We start from the raw sequence: 19,740 nt of genomic DNA on the forward strand, positions 1-19,740 counted from the left end.
CCGTTGAGGCCGAAAAAGCTAATGAGACACCGTGACGTCTTCTGTTTCGCCGGGGCGGTGGTCGGGGACGAAGCGGTAGCCGACGTTTCGGACCGTTCCGATGAGCGATTCGTATTCGGCGCCCAGCTTGGCGCGGAGACGGCGGACGTGCACGTCGACCGTTCGGGTGCCGCCGAAGTAGTCGTAGCCCCAGACCTCCTGGAGCAGCTGCGCGCGGGTGAAGACTCGGCCCGGGTGCTGGGCGAGGTACTTGAGGAGCTCGAACTCCTTGAACGTCAGGTCGAGCACGCGCCCGCGCAGCCGGGCGGTGTAGGTGGCCTCATCGATGGTCAGCTCGCCGCTGCGGATCTCGCCGGGCACCTCGTCGGCCTCGGCGACCGACACGCGGCCCACCGCGAGGCGGAGGCGCGCCTCGACCTCGGCTGGGCCGGCCGACTGGAGCAGGACGTCGTCCAGGCCCCATTCGGGGCTCAGCGCGGCCAGGCCGCCCTCGGTCACGATCGCCAGCAGCGGGCAGTCGAGCCCGGTGGTCCGCAGCAGCCGGCACAGGCTCTTGGCCTGGACCAGGTCGCGGCGGGCGTCGACCAGGACCACATCCGCCGGGGGTGCGTCGATCAGCGCGGACGCCTCGGCGGGCGCGACGCGTACCGAATGCAGGAGAAGCCCCAGCGCGGGCAGTACCTCATCGGAAGGTTCCAACGCGTTGGTCAGCAGGAGCAAGCTGCTCAAATGCCGCCTCCTCGCCCTAAAGACGTCGAGGACCCAGGCGGTTCGTCCTCCAGCCTGGCAGCAGGTCGCCGGCTCAAGGAGAGGTGACCATGAAGGGGCTGTCGGATGAACTCCATGGCCTCGTCGCCCGGATCCCTCGGACTGAGCATATCCGAGTGGTCGAGCGGGGCAATGGGACGTTGACTACAGGTTTCCGGGGTTGCCGGGATGAGATCCTGGGGTCATGGCGAAGGGAACGATCAGATACTGGGCCGCCGCGAAGGCCGCGGCCGGGGTCGCCGAGGAACCGTACGAAGCGGACACGCTCGCCGAGGCGATCGCCGGTGCCGCCTTGCGGGACGGGCGAACCGGCGATTTCCGGCGCGTGGTCGAGCGCAGCTCGTTCCTGGTCGACGGCGACCCCGTCGGCACCCGCGCGCACGATTCGATCAAGCTGCCGGAGGGCGGGGTCGTCGAGGTCCTGCCGCCGTTCGCAGGTGGTTGACATCACATTCACTGGTCCCGTGAACCGATGGTCCCGTGCCGCGATCTCAATCTCTGAGGCGACTCGGTGGCGCCCTCCTGGCCACTATCGTGTGGCGATCGCCGGGTTCGCCGCCTAGAGGAGAAACATGCGGAAAGTACTGCTGGTACTGCTCATCCTGCTGATCGGGGGCGTCGTCGCCGCCGACCGCATCGGGGTGCGGGTCGCGCAGGACGAGATCGGCAAGCAGGTGGCGGCGCAGTACAACCTGCAACAACAGCCCGAGGTGACCATCCACGGGTTCCCGTTCCTCACCCAGGCGATCGGCGGCGAGTACGACCAGATCGACGTGAAGCTCGGCCAGTGGACCGAGCGCGGCGTCACGGTCGGCGACGTCACGATCGAGATGCGCGGGGTGAGCGCGCCGCTGGCCGACGTCGCCGGCGGCAACGCCGACAACGTCACCGCCCAGGAGGCGAGGGCCTCCGCGGTGATCCCGTACAGCGTGATCAAGGCGCGGGCGCCCAGGGAGGTCAAGGGCATCGCCGCCAGGGGCGACAACCTCCAGCTCGACCTGGACGGCACCATCGCCGGCATCCCGCTCAGCGGCAGCGCGGTCGTCTCGGTCAAGCCGAGCGACAAGGGCATCGTCATCACGCCGGTCTCGGGCGGCCTGACCGGCCTGCCGCAGCTGCCCGCCGTGGGCCAGCTCGTCAGCTGGACGGTCCCGGTCGCCAACCTGCCGGTCGGCTCGAAGATCAGCGAGATCCAGCCCACCCCGGACGGCCTGCGGGTCGGGGCGACCGCCAAGAACCTCCGGCTGAACGATCTCCCGAACGCCTGACCGGCGTCCCGGGCAAAGAGCTGATCGGCGTCCGTCCTGGAAATAGTCGGTGACTTGTGAACCGGGCGCGATCGGCGTACGTGTCTGTGGTGTGGGTCCAACCGCGGATGAAGGGTTGCTGCGCGCCCTCTATAGCGAGCACGGCGGTCCTCTCCTCGGTTATGTGCTGAGACTGACGGGGGGCGACAAGCCGCAGGCCGAGGATGTCGTCCAGGAGACGCTCCTGCGCGCCTGGCGGCATCCCGAGGCGCTGGCCGGGCGCCCGGTACGGCCGTGGTTGTTCACGGTGGCCCGCAACCTCGTGGTCGACGCGCACCGGGCGCGGCGGGCCCGGCCGCCCGAGACCGGCATCGACGACCAGGTCACGCAGACCGCCGGTGTGGACGACATCGACCGGGCGCTCGAATCGTGGACGGTCGCGGAGGCGCTGGCGGATCTCAGCCCCCCGCATCGCGCGGTGCTGGTGGAGACCTACTACCGCGGCCGTTCGGTGGCGGAGACGGCCAAGACGCTCGGCATCCCGCCCGGCACGGTCAAGTCGCGGACCTACTACGCGCTGCGGGCGCTGAAACTCGCATTGGAGGAGCGGGGGTTGGCGCCATGACCGGCTGCGGGGAGCAGAAGGCCTCGCTGGGGGTGTACGTCCTCGGCGCGATCGACCCTGCCGAGCGGAGCCGGCTGGAGAGCCATCTGGAGTCGTGCCCGTCCTGCCGGGACGAGCTGGCGGGCCTGGCGGGGCTGCCTGCGCTGCTCGGGCGGGTGACCGAGGCACAGATCACCCAGGTCGCCGGGCCTCCCGAGGAGCTCCTCGACAGCCTGCTCGCGCGGGCGGCGGAGGAGCGGAAGGGCTCGTGGGGGCGGCTGTTCGGCGGGGGAGTGACGCGCTGGGCGCCGCTCGCGGTCGCCGCCGCGGTGCTGCTGGTGATCGGGGCGCTGATCGGCGTGGAGATGTCCGGCGGGCTGAACGCAGGGGAACGCCCCGCGGCCGTACGGACGGTCACTCCGCCGCCGCCGACGCCCACCAAACCCCCGAAGGCGGAGCAGATCAGTGCCAAATCGCCTGATCAGAAGGTCGACGCGCGCGTGATGTTGTTCCAGAAGAAATGGGGCACCAGCGTGGAGATCTACCTGAGCGGGGCGCCGTACGGCGAGAGCTGCCGCTGGTACGCCGTCGCCAAGGACGGGCGGCGGGACATGCTCGGCAGCTGGCATGTCGCATACCCGCGTGGCTACGGGAAGTACTCCGGGTCCACGATGTTCAGCCGGGACGAGCTCTTCTCGTTCGAGGTCGTCACCGTGGGCGGCCAGCCCCTGATCACGATCCCCGCCTGACCACCCCCGCTTGAGCGTCAGAGCCGACCCCGCGTCGGGAATCTTTCGGCGGTCCGGGTACTTTCACTGGCGATGGAGGGTGCACTCGTCGCGATCGCGGTTCTGGCGGCGGCCACGGTGTTCGGGGTCGTCCGGCGGCGCCGCGACGGAGTGCTGCGTTCGGACAAGTCGGCTGGAGCACGTGGTGTGAACGGGACGGGCGAGCGGCTGGACGCCGCGGATCTCGGTGGCGAGGAGCTCGGTGAGCGCGCCACCCTCGTTCAGTTCTCCAGCGCGTTCTGCGCACCCTGCCGCGCGACCAGGCGGGTCCTCGGCGAGGTGGCCGGCATGGTGGAAGGCGTCTCACATGTCGAGATCGACGCTGAGCATCACTTGGAGCTGGTGCGCCGGCTAAATGTGATCCGTACCCCAACCGTGCTCGTGCTGGACGGCGGTGGGCGGATCATCCGGCGAGCCGCAGGGCAGCCCAGGAAGGCCGATGTCATCGCGGCTCTGGGCGAGGCGATCACCCCGTGAGCGGCGGCCCGTTGACCTGCGTGAAAAGCCGTACCGTTGTCTCGAAACGCGAGACAGATGTGACAGCCCACCGAAACTCGGCTTACCATCGACCCGTGCGTTACTGGACAGAGCAGATGCTCACGAAGCGCCGCGCGGTCGACTTCTGCCGCCTGGCCGCTTCGCTCTGTCGCATGGCCTAGAGGCATTGAGCCTTTTCGCCCCTGAGCATTTCTGACTGCTCGTACGCACGTTCTCTCCGCACAGGAGCATCCCGATGCAGGTTGACCCGAGAGGGCAGCGCTTCGCCGCGGCCGTCACGACCGTCGTCCTGATCGGCGTTCTGGTGCAGGGAAGCTGGGTGCTGCTGGCCTGCCAGGCGCTGGTGTTCGCACTCGGCACCGTCTTCGGTCTGCGGTACGCCCCGTACGGGATGGTCTTCAAACTGCTGATCCGGCCCCGTCTAGCCCCGCCCAAGGATTACGAGGACGCCGCCCCACCCCGGTTCGCTCAGGGGGTCGGGCTGGTCTTCGCCCTGGTGGGAACGGCCGGTTACGCCTTGGGGATCGATTGGCTCGGCATCGGTGCCACCGCCTTCGCGCTGGGGGCGGCGTTCCTGAACGCGGCGTTCGGGTTCTGCCTCGGCTGCGAGATGTATCTGCTGATCCGCCGCATTTCTCCGAAGAAGCATTCCGACTGGGAGGTTCCCGCATGAGCCGCTCCGACGTTCTGGTGGACGCCGACTGGGTGGAGTCCAACCTGGACGCCCCCGGCCTGGTCCTCGTCGAGGTCGACGAGGACGTGTCCGCGTACGACAAGGGCCACATCCGTGGCGCAGTGAAGATCGACTGGAAGACCGAGCTGCAGGACCCGGTCCGCCGCGACTTCGTCGACAAGACCGGGTTCGAGCAGCTGCTGTCGGCCAAGGGCATCGCCAACGACGACCTGGTGATCCTGTACGGCGGTAACAACAACTGGTTCGCGGCCTACGCGTACTGGTACTTCAAGCTCTACGGCCACGAGAAGGTCCAGCTCCTCGACGGCGGCCGCAAGAAGTGGGAGCTGGACTCCCGCGAGCTGGTCACCGACGTGCCGACCCGGCCCGCCACCGACTACAAGGCCAAGGACCAGGACCTGTCCATCCGGGCCTTCCGCGACGAGGTCGTCGACGCCATCGGCACCAAGAACCTCATCGACGTGCGTTCTCCCGACGAGTTCAGCGGCAAGCTGCTCGCCCCCGCCCACCTGCCGCAGGAGCAGGCGCAGCGGGCCGGTCACGTGCCGACCGCGCGCAGCATCCCGTGGTCCAAGGCGGCCAACGACGACGGCACGTTCAAGTCCGACGACGAGCTCCGCAAGATCTACAGCGAGGCCGGCGTGGACCTGGGCAAGTCGACCATCGCCTACTGCCGCATCGGCGAGCGGTCGTCGCACACGTGGTTCGCGCTCCGTGAGCTGCTCGGGCTCGAAGACGTGAAGAACTACGACGGCTCGTGGACCGAGTACGGCTCGCTGGTCGGCGTTCCGATCGAGCTCGGCGAGGCGAAGTAAGGCCTGTCCGCCCCTCAGCGGAGTTGACCCCGCCTCGTGGCGGAGAAGGAGGAGACATGACTCAGGGCTGCGCAGCACCCGCGCAGACGGCGCATCTTCCGGCGACCGTCGACCTGAACAACGAAGCCGTCATCCAGGGCACGGTCACCCGTGACGGTGCCCCGGTGTCCAGCGCCTACGCCCGGCTGCTCGACTCGACCGGTGAGTTCACCGCCGAGGTCGTCACCGGCGAGGAGGGCGTGTTCCGGTTCTTCGCCGCCGACGGCGACTGGACGGTCCGCGTGCTCGCCGCAGGCGGCGTGAGCGTGGACAACACCGTCACCGCCAAGGTCGGCGAAGTCGCCGCCCTCGAGGTCGCGATCTGACCCAGGGTCGCCTTTTGGCCTGAGAGCCCGCTTCGAACCCCGCCCATCCGCCCACCGCGGACGGCGGGGTTCGGTGTCTCTCGCCGTTCAGGCTCGCGGAGCCTGGCCTGGCGGCTGTCCAGGGTAGGGCGACGTTCCCGGGTGCCGGGGAGGTCCGGCCGCGCCGCCCGCGATCTGGTCCCGCTGCATGGCCTCGTTCCGGGCGAAACACCCCATGTCGGTGTCGCGGCCGGTGCCGCAGTCGGGTTAGCGAAGCCGCGTCTCCGCCCACTTTGTGTCTCTTTGGCTCGATACCATCTCCGGAATGTTCGAACTGTCGGCGCGCTCTCCGCTCGTACTGCCGTGGGCCACGCTCAAGCTCTCGGCACGCTTCGCCCTGCCGCTGGCCATGTGGTTCACGATCGGGGAACTGCTGCGCTACGGGGTGATGTACGGCGGATACAAGGCCGGGCAGATGAAGGGCGTCATCGCCACCGTCACGCCCCTCCTCACCATCGGCGTGCTCGTGATGCTCAGCCTCGCCATCACCGTGGCGATGGTGCACTGCGTCCGCGAGGGCCTGGACGTGGTGCACGCCCGCGAGGCCGGCGGCGACCTGACGTCCTGGGCGGTCGGCAACGACGAGTCCGCGATCGACGCCCTCAACCGCGCCGTCCTCCCGTTCGTGATCTTCTATCTCGCGTGGGGCATGCTGCGCGAGGACGCCCTCGACTTCTCCGAGGCGGCGGTGAGCCGCGGGATCGCCGAGGGCGGAATCGAGGGTGCCAGCAAGGGGCTGGAGCTCGCCATCGCGGTCGGCGAGCACATGGAGCTGGCGATCGGGCTCACGATCGGCTTCATCGTGCTCAAGATCCTCGGTGAGTGGCTGCTGCGGGACCGGCTGCCTCGCGTGTCCGGGCTGGTGCTGGCGTTCATCGAGATCAACTTCGCGCTGGCGGCCCTGTTCACCATCGAGGACCTGCGCCGCAAGCTCGGCGACTGGATCACCCAGCGCGAGCTCTGGCGATGGATCAACGAGGTCGCCGGCGACGTCCTGGCGTTGTGGCCGTCGTTCAAGCACGCGGTGCTGGGCGGCCTGATCTGGCTCGTGATCGCCGGTGTGATCCTGGGCCTGGACGCGAGCGACGAGCAGGTGGTGCTCGGCCGGAGCCGGGCGGCCCAGCGGCTGGCTCGGGCCAGCGGACTGGCACGCACCAACAGCTTCCGCGAGCTCGTCACCCGCGGTTTCCGCGAGATGTGGCTTCCCGCCTGGTACGGGCTCCGGCTCGTCCGGCGGTCGGGCCTCGTTCCGTTCGCGACGTTCGCCGCGATGTTCATGGGCCTGCACGTGGTGGAGGTCATGACCCGGCGGCTGGTCTACGAGCTGCTGGGCCCGCACGACGCGGCCTGGTGGGCGGTCACCCTCCCGTTCGTCGGCTTCGGCGTCGGGATGCTCTTCGAGATGTTGCGGATCTGCTTGCTGGCCGCCGCGTTCAACCTCGTGGTGACCAGGGTCATGGTGCAAACCGCAGCGAAGGCCGGGGCGCCCCCCGCCTCTCCACGTCCCGCGGAGCCAGCACCTCAAGTGTCAGCGAGTCAGCCTTGGAGCGGGGCACCGTCGCCCGGACGGTGACCTGGTAGGGGGCGCCAGGGCGTGGCAGGCCCGTCGCGTCCCACTCCCGCCCCTCGGCGTCGAGGACCCGGTAGCTGATCCCGTAGCCCCTGATCGCCTTCATGCCGGCGGCGTTCAGCGGGCGCGCCGTAAGCGTCAGCCGCAGCTCCGCCACTTCGGGGTCCCGCTCGCCGAGCGCCCGCCCGGCCGTCCGGCCCGTCACGCGCCACTCGATGTCGGCCAGCACGCCCGGAGCCCCGCGAGCCACGGAGGTCACCTGCTCGGGCGGTTGGAACGTCTTGCGGACGGCGTCCTTGGAATCCACCCACCGGAGGCCGAGCAACAGCGAGGCCAGGCAGACCAGCACGATCACTTCGATGAACCGCCGCTCCCCGCCCCGGAGCCACTCCCGCCGCGGCGGGGTCTCCTCGCCCTCGTCGCCCTCCGCGCGCTCGTCCTGCCGGGGATCGGGCCGGGTCTGCTCGTACGGATCGCGCTCAGGCCGGGTCTGCTCGAACGGATCCTGCTTAGCCCGGCGGACACCCTGGTACGCCCCACTCTGGCCGAACGAGCCGTCCCCGGGCGGCTGTGGAGCCTGTCCGGGCTGGCGATGTCTGCCGGGCGGCGGCTCGGTCGGCCAGGGAGGCTGCGAGCTCATGGGCGCCTCCCGGAGAGGTCATAGTTCTGCGCGGCGCCGCGGATCATTTCCTCCGCCCGCGACTCGCTGATGCCGAGGTCGACCTCGGTGGCGGCGTCCGGGGACAGGAACAGGCTGCTCTGCCTGACCACGACACGGGCCCCGGCCAGGCGGTGCTTCGGTATCTCGAAGTAGAAGGTGAGCTTGCCCCAGAGCAGCGGCGCGAAGTCCGACCCGTCAAGGGCGCCGTACACGCCCGGCCGCTGCGCCTTCCTGTACTTGTAGCCGTCACGGGTCTCCAGGACGGCGGTGTTGAGGCTGATCGGCTTCTTCTGGCTCATCGCGCGGCCCGACACCACCACGAAGATCCCCTCGGTGGCGACCGGCGGCTGGGTGCTGCTGGACAGGCCCTGCTTGAGCGAGCGCGCCACGACCACCCGTTCGATCTGGAGCTTGAAGTCGCGGTTAGTGATCACTTTGCCGACCTTGCCGGAGGTGCGGATCGGGTCGATCACGTCCGCCTCGACCTTGGGCTTCAGCGAGTGGAACCACATGGCGGCCGCGAGCAACGCGCAGCCGACCACCCCGGCGCCGCCCCGGACGAGCACGATCTGCGCCTTCATGGTCCCGCCACCGGAAGCGTCAGGAGGCCCGCGAGTTTGCCCCCGGACTTGTCGACCACGCGCCACTTGTACTCGTTGTCGGTGAAGCCGGTGCCGTACTCCCAGGTGAGCACCCCCACCGTGAACGTCGTGGGCGCATCCGCGGGTCCCATCCGCCACATGACCGACGCCTCGACGGGAAGGCCCGGCTCGACGGCGTTGACCTTGCCGCCGGTCGCGGTCCCGTTGACGTCGTCCGGCGGGACCCACTTGCCGGCCTTGGTACGGGCCGCGATGCCGTCCCTGAGCCCGCCCACCCCCAGCGACACGGTCTCCTTGTCGTTGTTGACCACGCGCACGCGCACCACGACGTACCGTTCCGGCTTCCTGTCGGAGATCGTTTTCGCCGTCTGGATGCGCGCCTCGTGAACCGTGACGGTGAACTTGCCCGCGTCCACCGCCTGACCCGGCGACCGCTCTGGTTGCTGCGGGGTCTGGTCCAGTCCTCCGGTCAGCCACAGCACCGGAAGCAGCACGGCGACCACGCCGACCACGACTGCGGGCACCAGAAAACGCCGCCGCGCGGGTTCGTCGACCTGCTGGGAAGCCGGGGGGAGCGGCGCAACCGGAGGAGAGGGCTGCATGCCGCCAGATGGTAACGCCTATGGGCCGATTGTGGTCATTGGAAGAACGCGCCCCATCGGATTCGGCGGTGGCGGCAAGAATTGTGTTCTGACCGGTTCTGTCTGAGGTGCGCTGGCTCCACCGGGAGTGGCATGACGAGACGTTCACATGTGGCGTTCGTGACTCTCGTGAGCGTGCTGTCAGGTTGCGGGGGCACCGGGCCCAGCGACGTCGACTACGCGGTCGACGCGCTCGCGGGTGCGTGCGCCGACCAGAAGACGGTCGTGGTCGACTGCGACGACGACAAGGCGAGATGGCGGGTCCTCGGCAAGCGCAGCAGCGGGCAGCGGCCCCCGGGGAACGGGGATCCGGTGTCCGGCGCGGCGGCCACGACCTACTGCGGCGACTTCCCAGGAGCGACCGCCATCGCGTGGTCGGACCGGTACTCCCAGCTGGGCGACGACTCCCAGAGATTCAAGATCGTCTGTATGCGGGCCCTCTGACGACCAAGCCGAAGGCGGGAACATGGGCAATCAGATCCAGGTCAACCCCGAACGCATCGCCAAGCACGGCAAGGACCTCCAAGAGACCGTGAGCACGACGCTGAAGGGTGGGCTGGACAAGCTCAACGCCGGAGGCACGATCGAGGGCGGCGACTTCAGCATCACCGGAACGTTGGCGTCGATGGCCTATCCCGGCGCCCTGCAGTTCGCGTTCGAGGACATGAAGACGCATCTGGAGATGCTCGCCGACATGGCGAAGAAGATCGACGCCACCGCGCGGAACTACGCCGCGTCCGAGCAGAGCAGCAAGGTCTGAGGGGCGGGGTCATGGGTGCGTTCAACTCCTACAACACGCTGATGGGCACCGCCCAGCTGGAATGCGGGCTGGCCATGTTCATCCTGCCGCCCGCAGTGATGATCAACTTCCAGTTCAAGTGCAGCCAGGGGAACCCGGTCAACCTGGAGCTGGCGTCCACCGCCTGGGACGACGCGGTCAAGGGCATCGAGAAGGCCGCGACCGAGCTCCAGCAGTCGGTGTCGAGCATCACCTCGGCGGACTGGACCGCCGACGACAGGGCGGCCTACGAGAAGAAGGTCCAGGAGTTCATCGCGCAGCTGGAGGTGCTGGCCACCTTCGTGCAGGCGGTGGGCATCGCGCTTGAGGTCTACGCGTGGGCGATGATGGTCTACGCGATCTTCGCGATCGCGATGGGGACGTTCCTCGCCGTGCTCGCCGCCGTCGCCGCGGCTGCCCTCGCCGGGATCATCACCGCCCCCGTCGCCGCCACCTGCCAGGCGATCGCGGCGACGTGCCTGACTGTCACGATCGTGGCGACCGGCATCCAGGCGTTCATGGCGCAGCTGGCCGCCATGGTCTTCCAGGGCGGTGCGCTGCTCGCCGCGGCCGGGTCCGCGGCCCACGGCAACGACCAGGCGATGGCCGACTACAAGCAGGCCCAGGCGGTCGGAGCCGCCGCCGCTGCCGCCAACCTGGCGCAGAACGCGGCGAACGCGGGCCTCAACCTCGCCGGTGCGCGGGCGCCCATTGGCGGCAGCTCCCCGCCGCTCAAGGCGGTCGACTTCGACGCCGACCGCAACGCCAACCAGACCTGGAACGTCGGTGGCGGCGCGACGTTCTCCGCCGGAGGCGTCGACCACACGGTGGGCGGCCACGTGAAGTACGGCGACCAGGGATTCGCCGGCGGCGATCTGTCGTACAAGGGCAAGCACGGCGCCAGCGGCGTGACGGCGGGCGGGAACGTCGAGTACACCGACGAGGACGGCATCGGCCAGGGCAAGGACGGCAGCATCAAGTACGGCGCCAACGCGGGCGTGGAGACCCCGGGCTCGTTCAAGACCAATCCGTCGAACCCCGGCCAGGGCTACAGCGTCCCGCTCCCGACCGGGGGTATCAGCGGCGGGGTCAGCGGCTCCCACGACTTCGAGACGGGCAAGGGCAAGGTGGAGGGCAACGTCGGCGGCACGGTCAACGGAGGCGACGTCGGCAGGGCCACCGGGTCGCACCAGTACGACGGCCAGGGCAACTCCTACAACAGCGGCAAGGTCGACACCCCGTTCGGCACCTTCGACGACCAGGACGACAAGCCACCGTGGGAGAAGTAGGTGGACCTCTTCAACTCGCCGACGTTGCGGATCGAGCAGCGGTCATCGCAGTTCGACTACGACATCAGCGCCGGCGACGCCCTGGTCGGCCGGGCCACGCAGGTGGCCGGCCCCAAGCCGCGCAAGGGGCCGCTCAGCCTCTTCGGCTCAGGTGTCCAGGGTGCCCGGGTCGTCGTCCAGGTCTCCCACCTGGACGGGACGCCGCTCTTCTACGTTGACCGCCAGAGCGCGGCGCCGGTGGCGATCGTCGCCCCCGACGGCACCCTGATCGGCAGGCTCGTCGAGGCCCGCGCGCGGCACACGCCCGGCGCAGGCTTCCGCGCGGCCGTCCACGCCGTCCTGTCCCAGGCCGGCCCGGCCCAGGCGCACCACCTGATGGACGCCCACGACCGGTCGCAGGCAACGGTCAACTGGGACATGCGCGTGGAAGGCGGCTCCGAAAACCGCCGCTGGGTCGCCGTCGGCGGCACGTTCTCCGTACAGGACGGCCGGCAGATAGCCCGCGTCGACATCCGCGAGGCCGCCTTCAAGGACCAGTACACCTTGCACCTTTACGACCAGCTCCCAGACCCCCTCCGGACCCTGGTTGTGGCCGCCCCACTGGCCTTCGACCTGATCCGCACCTGACCACGGCTCAGTCGTGGTCGGCCGGCGGTGGTCGGCCGACTGGTCGGCTGACGGTGGCCGTCCCGTGGAGGCAGAACCGGCAGGCGGGTCAGCGGACGCGGCGGGTGGGGGTGGAGTCCTCGCTGGAGAAGGTGACCTGGCCGGGCTTCCAGCCGCGGCGGCGGCCTGCGGGGACCAGCATGCCGGCGGCCACGACCAGCCCCGCCAGGGCGAGACCGCCCGCGCCGATGCCGAGGGCGACGTTGCGGGTGACCGGGTCGACCTTCTCGCGCCTGGGCAGGGTCAGCGCGCCCGGTTCGGACATCGGGGCGGGGGGCGCGTTCGGGTCGACGACCTGGGTGACGGCCGTCAGAGGGTTGATCTGCCCGTAGCCGCTGCCCGGGCCCTTGTTGCCGAGGGCGGTCGCCTCGATGCGCTGCTTGATCTGCGCCGCGGTCAGCTTGGGATGGGCCTGCTTGACGAGGGCCGCGACCCCGGCGACGAACGGGGCGGCGAAGCTCGTCCCCTCATCCTTGACGATGTAGCCGCCGTCCGGAGCGATCGTCAGGATGTCCTTGCCGGGGGCGATGACCGAGACCCGGGTCTGCGCGTTCGAGAACTGCGTGACATCGCCGCCGTGGCCGAACGCGCCGACGGAGATGACACCGGGGTACTGCGCCGGGAACGCGGGGGTCGGGCGGCCCTTGCGTTCGGGGTCGATGTTGCCCGCCGCGGCGACGACCACGATGTTGCGGGACAGCGCCTCCCTGATGACGGCCCGCAGTTGCGGGTTGTCCGCATGGGTCTCCGACGAGATGTTGATGACGTCGGCACGGGCATTGATCGCCGCTCGGACGCCCTTGACCAGCAGCCTGTCGTCGTTCTTGGTCGCGCCCGCCGCGTACTTGATCGGGATGATCGTCGCGTCGGGGGCGACGCCGACGAAGAGGCTGTGGCCCTTCTTGGCGCCGATGATGGCCGCGACCTCGGTGCCGTGGCCCACGCAGTCGGCCTTGCCCGTCTTGGTGACATCGATGGTGGGCTCGAACTTCAGCTGGGGGTTCCTGGCGTCGGAGCCACTGTCGATCACCGCGACGCGGACGCCGCGCCCGGTGGCGTGCTCGTGGGCTTGCGCGAGCGGCAGGGTCGTCTGGGGCCAGGGCTCCTGCTGGATCTGGTTCTTGGGGAAGTTGCCGCGTTCGGGCTCGCACCGTTCGGGGGCCGCCTCCGCCGCCGGGGCCAGGGCCGCCTGTGACATAAGACACACGGCCACGGCCGGGACCGCCGTCCACCTCATGTCCAGCCTCCCATCGGAACCTCATCGATCCCGAGAAACTCTAAGGGATCCGGGACCGTGATCCGAGGCATAGGGCCCGGAACAGGTGCATTCGACATGCGCGTGAACATTTGATCACTCTCGTGAACATGGAGCGGGTCATGCCATATCCTGCTTTTCGGTTCGGAGTGATCTTCCGCGACATGAGGTGCGGTCGACCTCGGGCAGGCGCCGAACGAAAGGCACAGTGTGGGCGGCGAACTACAGATCGACTCGCAGCGGATCGCGCAGCACGGCAAGGACCTGAAGGAGACCTTCGTCCCCGCGCTGGAAAAGATCGGCCAGGACATGAGCAAGGACGGCGTCTTCAACCTCGAAGGCGGCGCGTTCAGTGTCACCTGCACGATGGCCTCGGTGACCTATCCCGGCGCCGTCCAGTTCCTCTTCGAGGACCTCAAGACCCACATCGAGATGCTGGGCGGCTACGCCGCCAACATCGAGACCACGGCGAAGAACTACCAGGGCGCCGAAGACGGCAGCAAGGTCGTCTAGCGCCGGTTCCCGCACGTCCTCAACACGACCCGCCACGTACGGAGGAGACCGAACCATGGGAGCCGGAAGAGCGCTCGGGGCCGTCGAGACCATGATGGACACGGCCACCACCGAGGCCGGAACGGCGGCGTTCGTGCTGCCGCCCGCCGCGTTGATCACGTTCGAGTTCAAGATTTCCACCGGTGACGCGCCCGCGCTGGACGTCGCCGGCCAGGCCTGGCGTGACGCCTCGGCGGCGATCCAGCAACTCATCTCCGAGCTGCCGCAGAACGTGCAGGGCATCCCGGCGAACGCCTGGACCGACACCGCCCGGCCGCAGTACGAGGCGAAGATCCAGGAGTTCTGCTCCCAGCTGGAGGCTCTGCAGGCCTACTGCCAGGCCGTCGGTATCGCGCTGACCACGGTGGCCTACGCGCTCTTCACCTACGCGATCTTCGCGATCGCCATGGGAACGTTCCTGGCGGCTCTCGCGATCGCGGTGATCGCGGCCGCCGCGTCGGTCGTCGGCTCCCCGGCCATCGCGGGCATGCAGACCGCGGCTGCCACCTGCCTCACCGTCACCCACGTCGCCACCGCCATCCTCGCGATGTGCGGGCAGATCGTCGCGGCCGTCCTGGCCGGCGGCGCGATGCTCACCGCCATCACCGAGAAGGGCCGCGGCAACGACCAGGCCATCGGCGACTTCTTCCAGGCGCAGGCGACCGGTGCGGCGGGCGCCGCGGCGAACCTCGCCCAGAACGCCGCCAACGCGGGCCTGGCGTTCGTCAACCGCTACCAGGACGCGGCGACCATCCCGGGCAGCAAGGTCAAGCCGCCGAAGGGCACCCCGCTCCAGGAGGTCGACTTCGACGCCGACCGCAGCTTCGACAACACCTGGAACGTCGGCGCGGGCGCGACCATCGAGACCGGCGCCGGCGGCACCCACGAGGTCGGCGTCAACGGCAAGAAGGGCGACGGCCAGGCCTGGGGCGTCGGGGGCGAGTACAAGTACGAGGGCCCGCTGGGCAACTCTGGCGGCGTCAAGGGCGGCTACGAGCAGGACCAGAACGGCAAGCCGACCTGGAACGTCGAAGCGGAGGGGCAGAACAAAGCGGGCGTCGGCGGCAACGTCGGCTACGAGCACGACGACAAGGGCCACGACAAGGTCAAGGGCGGCGTGAGCGTCGAGGACCCCACTGGCAGCGTCAAGGGCGGTGTCGAGGGCAACGTCAACGCCGACACCGGCGAGTGGGGCGGCAAGGCCAGCGGCGAGTACGCTCCTGGCGGAGCCCAGGTCGCCCAGGGTTCCGGTGAGGTGTCCGGTCAGGGCTGGAACGTGAACGACGCCAAGGGCGACTTCCAGCCGCCCTGGGAGGTCCAGTAAGTGGGCGACATCTACAGCTCTCCCGTCCTGCTGGTCGATCAGCCGAAGGACGAGAACACCTACGTCATCACCGATCCGGACGGTGGCCCGCTGGGCCACGGCACACGGGTGATGGGCGAGCAGCCCAAGAAGAGCTGGTTGCGCCGCAACATCGAAGGCCCGCAGGCCATGGGCCGCGCAGTCGTACGGGTCGACCGCCCAGACGGCACTCCGCTGTTCTTCGCGGACCGGGCGGCGGCTTCCAACGATCCGACCGACCTGCACGGACCGCCGTGCGCGGTCGTCGCGCCGGACGGCCAGCTCATCGGCCGGTTCGAGTTCAATCTCCAGTCGACCGCGGAGAGCTTTCTCGAGGGCGTGCGCGGTCCGCTGGCCGGGGGCGGTGGATCGGTCACCGAGTCGCACCGGGTCTTCGATGCCGCCGGGGAGCTCATCTGCGACATCGTCTGGGAGGAACTGCAGTACGGGACCGCGCGGGTCAGCAGGTTCCGCTACGAAGACCTGGAACGCCCCTTGGGCGGCCGCTTCTGCACGTTCTACGACATGAACAGGACAGCCCTGGCCCGCCTTGACAGCCATCAGCCGACCTGGTCCAACAAGGACAGGTATGAGCTGGAGCTCAGCTACCAGCTCCCCGAGCCGCTCCGTACCTTGATCCTCGCCGCCCCCATCGCCCTCGACCTGCTGCGCAGCTCGGAGTAGGTTCCGCACCATGGCTCAGCCACCGCCGCAGGAAGGCCGGCCTCCCGAGCAGGGTCCCGCGCCGTACCCGGGTTTCGAAGACAACGTCCATGCGCAGTACGACCGGCAGGTTCAACAGCGTGCCGAATGGGCCGCCACCGCCCAAGCGGGCCAGCCTGTTCAGCGGGTCAATCCCTTGGACGTCATGCGAGGTCGTATCGACGTTCCAGGCCTCTCACCAGAGTCGCAGGCGGCGCATGCACAGGCTCAGCGCAAGCTGAAGCAGAGGTTCATAGCCCTCGGCGCTTTCTTCGGCATCCTCCTGCTCATCGGAGTCGCCGCACTCGCCGGCATGCTGATGTGACCCCTCCTACATGTGTGACCGTCATACCTGTCTGACCGCGCGTATGGTGCCGTGTCATGACCGATCTGTACGGTTCATCCATCCTCAAGATCGAGCAGCAGTCGTCGCAGCTGGAGTATCAGATCGCTGACGCGGGCGACCGGGCGATCGCGGTGGCCGAGCAGGTGTCCGGCCCCAAGCCGCGCAAGGGCCTGCGCGCACTGCTGGGCTCGGGCCTCAAGGACGCCCGCGTCGTCGTCCAGGTCAGCGGCGCGGACAGCGGCCCGGACAAACCCCCGCTCTTCTATGTCGACCACCAGACCGGTGCGCCGGTTGCGATCGTCGGCGCGGACGGCGCCCTCGTCGGCCGGTACGTCCACCAGCCGGTCGACGAGATGCACCAGATGGCCGCCGCCCGCCTGACCGGCCGGACACCGGCTATGACCCACCGCCTTGTCGACGCCCATGACCGCCCGGTGTGCGAGATCGCCTGGACGCTGAGACCCGGCGGCGGCGAATACCGGGCATGGGCCCCGGTTGCCTGCGACTTCACGACCCTCGACGGCGCCCATATCGCCCACGTCGACGTCCACGCGGCCGCCTTCAAGGACCGCTACGACCTCCAGTTGATGTTCCAGCTCAACGAGCCGCTCCGCACGCTCGTCATCGCCGCCCCTCTCGCCTATGACCTGACGAGGAGCTGAAGCATGCCGCACCTCTACGAGGCCCTCACCTGGACCATCGACGAACCCGACCGCCCACTGGAGTTCGTCTTCCACAACGACGGCGAGGTGCTGGCCAAAGCGACGCGGGTGGCGCCTCCTCGCCAGGGTGATGCAGCGATGCCGTACGCCAACCCTCATGGTCAGGCTGACGACTCGCGGTTGATGCTGTGCGTCGCGGGGGCGGACGGCACTCCCTACTTCTACGTCGATCACACGAGAGATCCGATGGTGACCTCACCTTCGTTCGTCGTGTCACCGGACGGCGGGCTGATCGGCTCGGTCGCCGTCAAACGCGGAGGCTTGAAAGAGGCCTTCACCTTGTTCCGCGGTCGCGGTGAGGTGCGGATGGTGATCCAGGACGCGGACAGACAGCCGGTCGCCATGATGACGACCCCCCTGGATCCCACTGTGGACGGCCGGCTGACCGACGCCCGCGGTGGCGCTGAGCTCGGGCGCTATCGCGAGCGGGCCCTGGACGGCGGCCGTAGACGACGGCGGGTGATGCGCCTCAATCAGGCACTTCCCGAGCCCGCACGCACACTCGTCCTCGGCTCGTTGATCGGCGTTGAGCTCATGGTCCCGCGGTAGGCCACGGCCGGATCTCGCCATCGTGACAGTGGCCGCCACTGGAAGCCGTGAAGGAGACGTCTTGGAGACACCCGGCTCTTATGCTTCCGGGTCACAGCTCCCAAAGCGGGTGTTTTCGGCGCTGTGGCGCCTGTCGCCCCGCGCTGCAGAAGCTTCGGAAGGACGTTCCTCATGGGCCTCGATATCGATCCCAAAGTGATCGCTGATCATGCGAAAGACTTGGAAGCCGACGTCAAGCCCAAGGTCAAGCAGGCCGGTGACGCGCTCGGCAAGGACGGCGTCTTCAACCTTGAGGGCGGTGACTTCAGCATCACCTGCACGATGGCCGCCATGGCCTACCCGGGCGGAGTCCAGTTCGCCTTCGAGGACCTGAAGACGCACCTGGGCATGCTCGAGGACTTCATCACGAACGTGAACGCCACGGCCCAGAGGTATGCCGCGGCCGAGCACAACAACACGCTCTGATGGGCGACTTCAGCATTCTGGGCAGTGCGGAAAGCCTGATGACCGCGGCCGTGCCCATGGCGGCGGTGGCAGGGCTGGTCCTCCCTCCGGCATTGATCATTTCGTTCGAGTTCAAGCTGAGCTCGGGCAAGCCCGCCAACCTCGACGCGGCCGGGAAGGCGTGGCGCGAGGCGGCGGAGAGACTGCAGGAGGCGAGCACCGAGATCAAGGAGCTCGCGACCGGGGTGCCCCAGAAGGCGTGGTCGTCCAAGGACCGGCCCGCCTACGAGAAGAAGGTCCAGGAATGGGCCTCCCAGATCGACGTGCTCAACACCTACTGCCAAGCGGCGGGCATGACGCTGACGGCGCTCGCCTACGCCCTCATGGCGTACGCGGTCTTCGCCATGGCGATGGCGGTCTACCTCGACGGCCTCGCAATCGCGGCGGCTGCCGCATTGGCCGGCGTCGTCACATCCGTCGGCTACCCCGCCATCCTCGCGACGGCCACCACAGCTGGGAGCATCACCCATGTGGCCACCGCGATCCTTGCCGCGGCGGGGAACATCGCGGGAGCCGTGATCGGCGGAGGCACGCTGGTGAGTGCGCTCGTCGAACGGTCGCGGGGCAACGAGAAGGCGCTGGGCGACTTCTTCAAGGCGCAGGCCACCGGTGCCGCGGGGGCGGCGGCGAACCTGAGCCAGAACGCGGCGAACGCGGGTCTCGCCTGGATCAACCGGTTCGACCCCTCGGGTTACGTCCCGACGGGGCACAAGGGCAGCCCGCTCAAGGAGATCGACCTGGATGCCGACCGGGGGATCGACAACACCTGGAACGTCGGGGCCGGTGCGAAGGTCCAGACCGGGCCCGTCGGTCCCGAGCACGAGATCGGCATTCGCGGCAAGTACGGAGACGACGGCTTCAAGGGAATCGAAGGCGAGTACAACCAGAAACGGAATCTGCCGGGCGCGGCGGGGGCCGCGGGAGGGCAGGGCACGTTCGGCGGGAAGCTCGGCTGGGAGGCGGACGACGACGGTCGCGGCGGGGACTTCTATGCCGGTGGCAAGGCCGGGGCCGAGCACGCGCCCACGGGGAGCAAGGGAAGTCTGGAAGGCCAGGTCAACGACGACGGCGACTGGAAGGGCAAGGGGGAGGGGACGACCTGGGGCGGCCAGGGGAAGGTGCAGGGCGGCAAGAAGGACGAGACACCGCCCTGGGACAGCGACGGCAACTGAGACCCGTGGGACTGCGACGGCGACTCAGAACGTGAAGGCCCCGGAACGTGGCGTTCCGGGGCCTTTCGCCGTTGGCTACGGCTGGTAGTTGCCGGGGTGGTTGGGGCCCTTGTAGTTGTCCATGGCCTCCTTGGCGCGCTGCTGCTGGAGGCCGAGCTCGCGGGCCAGGTCCTTCATCTGGCCGGCGAAGCCGTTGGCGATCTTGTCGAGTGAGGCGAGCGCCGCGGAGGGGTCGATGGGCTTGTCCGGGTCGTTCGACATCTTGAACATCGTCTCGCTGGCCTCCCGGACCTTCGTCTGGAAGTCGGCGGAGGCGGCGTTGACGGCGGCCTTGATCTCCTCGGTCAGTTCGAACGAGGGCAGCCGCAGCGCACGCGGGTCGATGTCCAGGCGGGTGAGGCCGCCCTTGGCCGTGAACTCGGCGTAGATCCGGCCGTCGGCCGCCTCGCCCTTGCCCACGGCCTCGTCGATGCGCTCCTTCATCTTGGTGAAGTCGCCCATGTTCTGTTCCATGTCGCGCTGGAACTGCTCGAAGCCGCTGCCGAGGCTGAAATCGGCCATCTGACCAAAC

At 68.9% G+C, this 19,740-nt stretch carries 28 protein-coding genes; 22 read left to right on the forward strand and 6 right to left on the reverse strand.

The window, feature by feature from the left end:
* Positions 1–18: 18 nt before the first annotated feature.
* Positions 19–729, reverse strand: a complete 711-nt coding sequence (locus F8566_RS18070; RefSeq protein ID WP_151561423.1) for a winged helix-turn-helix transcriptional regulator — start codon at positions 727–729, stop codon at positions 19–21.
* A 223-nt stretch (positions 730–952) separates the two neighbouring features.
* On the opposite strand from F8566_RS18070, the gene F8566_RS18075 reads away from it, so the two are divergent.
* From F8566_RS18075 to F8566_RS18115, 10 genes are all read left to right on the forward strand, one after another.
* Positions 953–1,213, forward strand: coding sequence for a MoaD/ThiS family protein (locus F8566_RS18075; protein WP_151561424.1), 261 nt, complete (start codon positions 953–955; stop codon positions 1,211–1,213).
* A 127-nt stretch (positions 1,214–1,340) separates the two neighbouring features.
* Positions 1,341–2,036, forward strand: coding sequence for an LmeA family phospholipid-binding protein (locus F8566_RS18080; RefSeq protein ID WP_151561425.1), 696 nt, complete (start codon positions 1,341–1,343; stop codon positions 2,034–2,036).
* Positions 2,037–2,085: 49 nt separating this feature from the next.
* Complete coding sequence (locus tag F8566_RS18085) at positions 2,086–2,640, forward strand: sigma-70 family RNA polymerase sigma factor (protein WP_449691931.1); 555 nt, start codon at positions 2,086–2,088, stop codon at positions 2,638–2,640.
* Positions 2,637–3,368, forward strand: coding sequence for an anti-sigma factor family protein (locus F8566_RS18090; protein ID WP_151561426.1), 732 nt, complete (start codon positions 2,637–2,639; stop codon positions 3,366–3,368). Before F8566_RS18085 ends, F8566_RS18090 begins: the two co-directional genes overlap by 4 nt.
* A gap of 72 nt (positions 3,369–3,440) precedes the next feature.
* A complete protein-coding gene (locus tag F8566_RS18095) occupies positions 3,441–3,884 on the forward strand; it encodes a TlpA family protein disulfide reductase (protein ID WP_151561427.1) in 444 nt (147 codons plus the stop codon).
* 116 nt (positions 3,885–4,000) lie between these two features.
* Positions 4,001–4,066, forward strand: coding sequence for a putative leader peptide (locus F8566_RS52985; protein WP_360610734.1), 66 nt, complete (start codon positions 4,001–4,003; stop codon positions 4,064–4,066).
* Between the two features lie 74 nt (positions 4,067–4,140).
* Positions 4,141–4,578, forward strand: coding sequence for a DUF4395 domain-containing protein (locus tag F8566_RS18100; protein ID WP_151561428.1), 438 nt, complete (start codon positions 4,141–4,143; stop codon positions 4,576–4,578).
* Positions 4,575–5,414 carry a sulfurtransferase gene (locus F8566_RS18105; RefSeq protein ID WP_151561429.1) on the forward strand — a complete coding sequence of 280 codons (840 nt, stop codon included), beginning with the start codon at positions 4,575–4,577 and terminating at the stop codon, positions 5,412–5,414. The genes F8566_RS18100 and F8566_RS18105 overlap by 4 nt, the downstream gene beginning before the upstream one ends.
* 56 nt (positions 5,415–5,470) lie before the next feature.
* Positions 5,471–5,779 carry a DUF1416 domain-containing protein gene (locus F8566_RS18110; RefSeq protein ID WP_151561430.1) on the forward strand — a complete coding sequence of 103 codons (309 nt, stop codon included), beginning with the start codon at positions 5,471–5,473 and terminating at the stop codon, positions 5,777–5,779.
* A gap of 304 nt (positions 5,780–6,083) precedes the next feature.
* The gene (locus tag F8566_RS18115; protein WP_151561431.1) at positions 6,084–7,391 is read left to right on the forward strand and encodes a hypothetical protein; all 1,308 of its coding nucleotides are present in this window, start codon (positions 6,084–6,086) and stop codon (positions 7,389–7,391) included.
* Here the strand turns inward: F8566_RS18115 and F8566_RS18120 are convergent.
* Genes F8566_RS18120 through F8566_RS18130 form a run of 3 tightly spaced genes read right to left on the reverse strand, consistent with a single transcriptional unit; the run spans position 7,273 to position 9,253 of the window.
* The gene (locus F8566_RS18120) at positions 7,273–8,028 is read right to left on the reverse strand and encodes a hypothetical protein (RefSeq protein WP_151561432.1); all 756 of its coding nucleotides are present in this window, start codon (positions 8,026–8,028) and stop codon (positions 7,273–7,275) included. The genes F8566_RS18115 and F8566_RS18120 overlap by 119 nt on opposite strands.
* Positions 8,025–8,630 (reverse strand): hypothetical protein, encoded by a 606-nt coding sequence (locus tag F8566_RS18125; RefSeq protein WP_151561433.1) that lies wholly within the window; start codon positions 8,628–8,630, stop codon positions 8,025–8,027. The genes F8566_RS18120 and F8566_RS18125 overlap by 4 nt, the downstream gene beginning before the upstream one ends.
* Positions 8,627–9,253 carry a hypothetical protein gene (locus tag F8566_RS18130; RefSeq protein ID WP_151561434.1) on the reverse strand — a complete coding sequence of 209 codons (627 nt, stop codon included), beginning with the start codon at positions 9,251–9,253 and terminating at the stop codon, positions 8,627–8,629. The genes F8566_RS18125 and F8566_RS18130 overlap by 4 nt, the downstream gene beginning before the upstream one ends.
* 132 nt (positions 9,254–9,385) lie before the next feature.
* Between F8566_RS18130 and F8566_RS18135 the strand changes: the two genes are divergently transcribed.
* From F8566_RS18135 to F8566_RS18150, 4 genes are read left to right on the forward strand one after another with little or no spacing between them, the layout of a single operon-like run.
* Entirely contained in the window at positions 9,386–9,736 is a 351-nt protein-coding gene (locus tag F8566_RS18135) for a hypothetical protein (RefSeq protein WP_151561435.1), read from the forward strand.
* Between the two features lie 22 nt (positions 9,737–9,758).
* On the forward strand, positions 9,759–10,052 hold the full coding sequence (locus F8566_RS18140; RefSeq protein ID WP_151561436.1) for a WXG100 family type VII secretion target: 294 nt from the start codon (positions 9,759–9,761) through the stop codon (positions 10,050–10,052).
* Between the two features lie 11 nt (positions 10,053–10,063).
* Complete coding sequence (locus tag F8566_RS18145) at positions 10,064–11,359, forward strand: hypothetical protein (protein ID WP_151561437.1); 1,296 nt, start codon at positions 10,064–10,066, stop codon at positions 11,357–11,359.
* Positions 11,360–11,986, forward strand: coding sequence for an LURP-one-related/scramblase family protein (locus tag F8566_RS18150; protein ID WP_151561438.1), 627 nt, complete (start codon positions 11,360–11,362; stop codon positions 11,984–11,986).
* Between the two features lie 88 nt (positions 11,987–12,074).
* Here F8566_RS18150 and F8566_RS18155 read toward each other — a convergent pair whose 3' ends face one another.
* Entirely contained in the window at positions 12,075–13,223 is a 1,149-nt protein-coding gene (locus tag F8566_RS18155; protein WP_225993293.1) for a S8 family serine peptidase, read from the reverse strand.
* Positions 13,224–13,490: 267 nt separating this feature from the next.
* On the opposite strand from F8566_RS18155, the gene F8566_RS18160 reads away from it, so the two are divergent.
* From F8566_RS18160 to F8566_RS18195, 8 genes are all read left to right on the forward strand, one after another.
* Positions 13,491–13,793 carry a hypothetical protein gene (locus tag F8566_RS18160; RefSeq protein WP_151561440.1) on the forward strand — a complete coding sequence of 101 codons (303 nt, stop codon included), beginning with the start codon at positions 13,491–13,493 and terminating at the stop codon, positions 13,791–13,793.
* A gap of 55 nt (positions 13,794–13,848) precedes the next feature.
* Positions 13,849–15,156, forward strand: a complete 1,308-nt coding sequence (locus tag F8566_RS18165; RefSeq protein ID WP_151561441.1) for a hypothetical protein — start codon at positions 13,849–13,851, stop codon at positions 15,154–15,156.
* Positions 15,157–15,858: a hypothetical protein gene (locus tag F8566_RS18170; protein ID WP_151561442.1), complete on the forward strand. Its 702-nt coding sequence runs from the start codon at positions 15,157–15,159 to the stop codon at positions 15,856–15,858.
* 10 nt (positions 15,859–15,868) lie between these two features.
* Complete coding sequence (locus F8566_RS18175; protein ID WP_151561443.1) at positions 15,869–16,201, forward strand: hypothetical protein; 333 nt, start codon at positions 15,869–15,871, stop codon at positions 16,199–16,201.
* A 56-nt stretch (positions 16,202–16,257) separates the two neighbouring features.
* Positions 16,258–16,884 (forward strand): hypothetical protein, encoded by a 627-nt coding sequence (locus tag F8566_RS18180; protein WP_151561444.1) that lies wholly within the window; start codon positions 16,258–16,260, stop codon positions 16,882–16,884.
* A gap of 3 nt (positions 16,885–16,887) precedes the next feature.
* The gene (locus F8566_RS18185) at positions 16,888–17,493 is read left to right on the forward strand and encodes a hypothetical protein (RefSeq protein WP_151561445.1); all 606 of its coding nucleotides are present in this window, start codon (positions 16,888–16,890) and stop codon (positions 17,491–17,493) included.
* A gap of 171 nt (positions 17,494–17,664) precedes the next feature.
* A complete protein-coding gene (locus F8566_RS18190) occupies positions 17,665–17,958 on the forward strand; it encodes a hypothetical protein (RefSeq protein WP_151561446.1) in 294 nt (97 codons plus the stop codon).
* On the forward strand, positions 17,958–19,169 hold the full coding sequence (locus F8566_RS18195; RefSeq protein ID WP_151561447.1) for a hypothetical protein: 1,212 nt from the start codon (positions 17,958–17,960) through the stop codon (positions 19,167–19,169). Before F8566_RS18190 ends, F8566_RS18195 begins: the two co-directional genes overlap by 1 nt.
* 75 nt (positions 19,170–19,244) lie before the next feature.
* Here F8566_RS18195 and F8566_RS18200 read toward each other — a convergent pair whose 3' ends face one another.
* Positions 19,245–19,730 carry a YbaB/EbfC family nucleoid-associated protein gene (locus F8566_RS18200; RefSeq protein ID WP_151561448.1) on the reverse strand — a complete coding sequence of 162 codons (486 nt, stop codon included), beginning with the start codon at positions 19,728–19,730 and terminating at the stop codon, positions 19,245–19,247.
* Positions 19,731–19,740: the final 10 nt, after the last annotated feature.

The organism is Actinomadura rudentiformis (assembly GCF_008923185.1).
Classification (GTDB): Bacteria; Actinomycetota; Actinomycetes; order Streptosporangiales; family Streptosporangiaceae; genus Spirillospora; species Spirillospora rudentiformis.

Bases quoted from the DNA above. Each gene is read 5' to 3' on its own strand.
- F8566_RS18075 (WP_151561424.1), top strand. From the start codon at position 953: ATGGCGAAGGGAACGATCAGATACTGGGCCGCCGCGAAGGCCGCGGCC.
- F8566_RS18080 (WP_151561425.1), top strand. From the start codon at position 1,341: ATGCGGAAAGTACTGCTGGTACTGCTCATCCTGCTGATCGGGGGCGTC.
- F8566_RS18090 (WP_151561426.1), top strand. From the start codon at position 2,637: ATGACCGGCTGCGGGGAGCAGAAGGCCTCGCTGGGGGTGTACGTCCTC.
- F8566_RS18095 (WP_151561427.1), top strand. From the start codon at position 3,441: ATGGAGGGTGCACTCGTCGCGATCGCGGTTCTGGCGGCGGCCACGGTG.
- F8566_RS18100 (WP_151561428.1), top strand. From the start codon at position 4,141: ATGCAGGTTGACCCGAGAGGGCAGCGCTTCGCCGCGGCCGTCACGACC.
- F8566_RS18105 (WP_151561429.1), top strand. From the start codon at position 4,575: ATGAGCCGCTCCGACGTTCTGGTGGACGCCGACTGGGTGGAGTCCAAC.
- F8566_RS18110 (WP_151561430.1), top strand. From the start codon at position 5,471: ATGACTCAGGGCTGCGCAGCACCCGCGCAGACGGCGCATCTTCCGGCG.
- F8566_RS18115 (WP_151561431.1), top strand. From the start codon at position 6,084: ATGTTCGAACTGTCGGCGCGCTCTCCGCTCGTACTGCCGTGGGCCACG.
- F8566_RS18120 (WP_151561432.1), bottom strand. From the start codon at position 8,028: ATGAGCTCGCAGCCTCCCTGGCCGACCGAGCCGCCGCCCGGCAGACAT.
- F8566_RS18125 (WP_151561433.1), bottom strand. From the start codon at position 8,630: ATGAAGGCGCAGATCGTGCTCGTCCGGGGCGGCGCCGGGGTGGTCGGC.
- F8566_RS18130 (WP_151561434.1), bottom strand. From the start codon at position 9,253: ATGCAGCCCTCTCCTCCGGTTGCGCCGCTCCCCCCGGCTTCCCAGCAG.
- F8566_RS18135 (WP_151561435.1), top strand. From the start codon at position 9,386: ATGACGAGACGTTCACATGTGGCGTTCGTGACTCTCGTGAGCGTGCTG.
- F8566_RS18140 (WP_151561436.1), top strand. From the start codon at position 9,759: ATGGGCAATCAGATCCAGGTCAACCCCGAACGCATCGCCAAGCACGGC.
- F8566_RS18145 (WP_151561437.1), top strand. From the start codon at position 10,064: ATGGGTGCGTTCAACTCCTACAACACGCTGATGGGCACCGCCCAGCTG.
- F8566_RS18155 (WP_225993293.1), bottom strand. From the start codon at position 13,223: ATGTCACAGGCGGCCCTGGCCCCGGCGGCGGAGGCGGCCCCCGAACGG.
- F8566_RS18165 (WP_151561441.1), top strand. From the start codon at position 13,849: ATGGGAGCCGGAAGAGCGCTCGGGGCCGTCGAGACCATGATGGACACG.
- F8566_RS18175 (WP_151561443.1), top strand. From the start codon at position 15,869: ATGGCTCAGCCACCGCCGCAGGAAGGCCGGCCTCCCGAGCAGGGTCCC.
- F8566_RS18180 (WP_151561444.1), top strand. From the start codon at position 16,258: ATGACCGATCTGTACGGTTCATCCATCCTCAAGATCGAGCAGCAGTCG.
- F8566_RS18185 (WP_151561445.1), top strand. From the start codon at position 16,888: ATGCCGCACCTCTACGAGGCCCTCACCTGGACCATCGACGAACCCGAC.
- F8566_RS18190 (WP_151561446.1), top strand. From the start codon at position 17,665: ATGGGCCTCGATATCGATCCCAAAGTGATCGCTGATCATGCGAAAGAC.
- F8566_RS18195 (WP_151561447.1), top strand. From the start codon at position 17,958: ATGGGCGACTTCAGCATTCTGGGCAGTGCGGAAAGCCTGATGACCGCG.
- F8566_RS18200 (WP_151561448.1), bottom strand. From the start codon at position 19,730: ATGGCCGATTTCAGCCTCGGCAGCGGCTTCGAGCAGTTCCAGCGCGAC.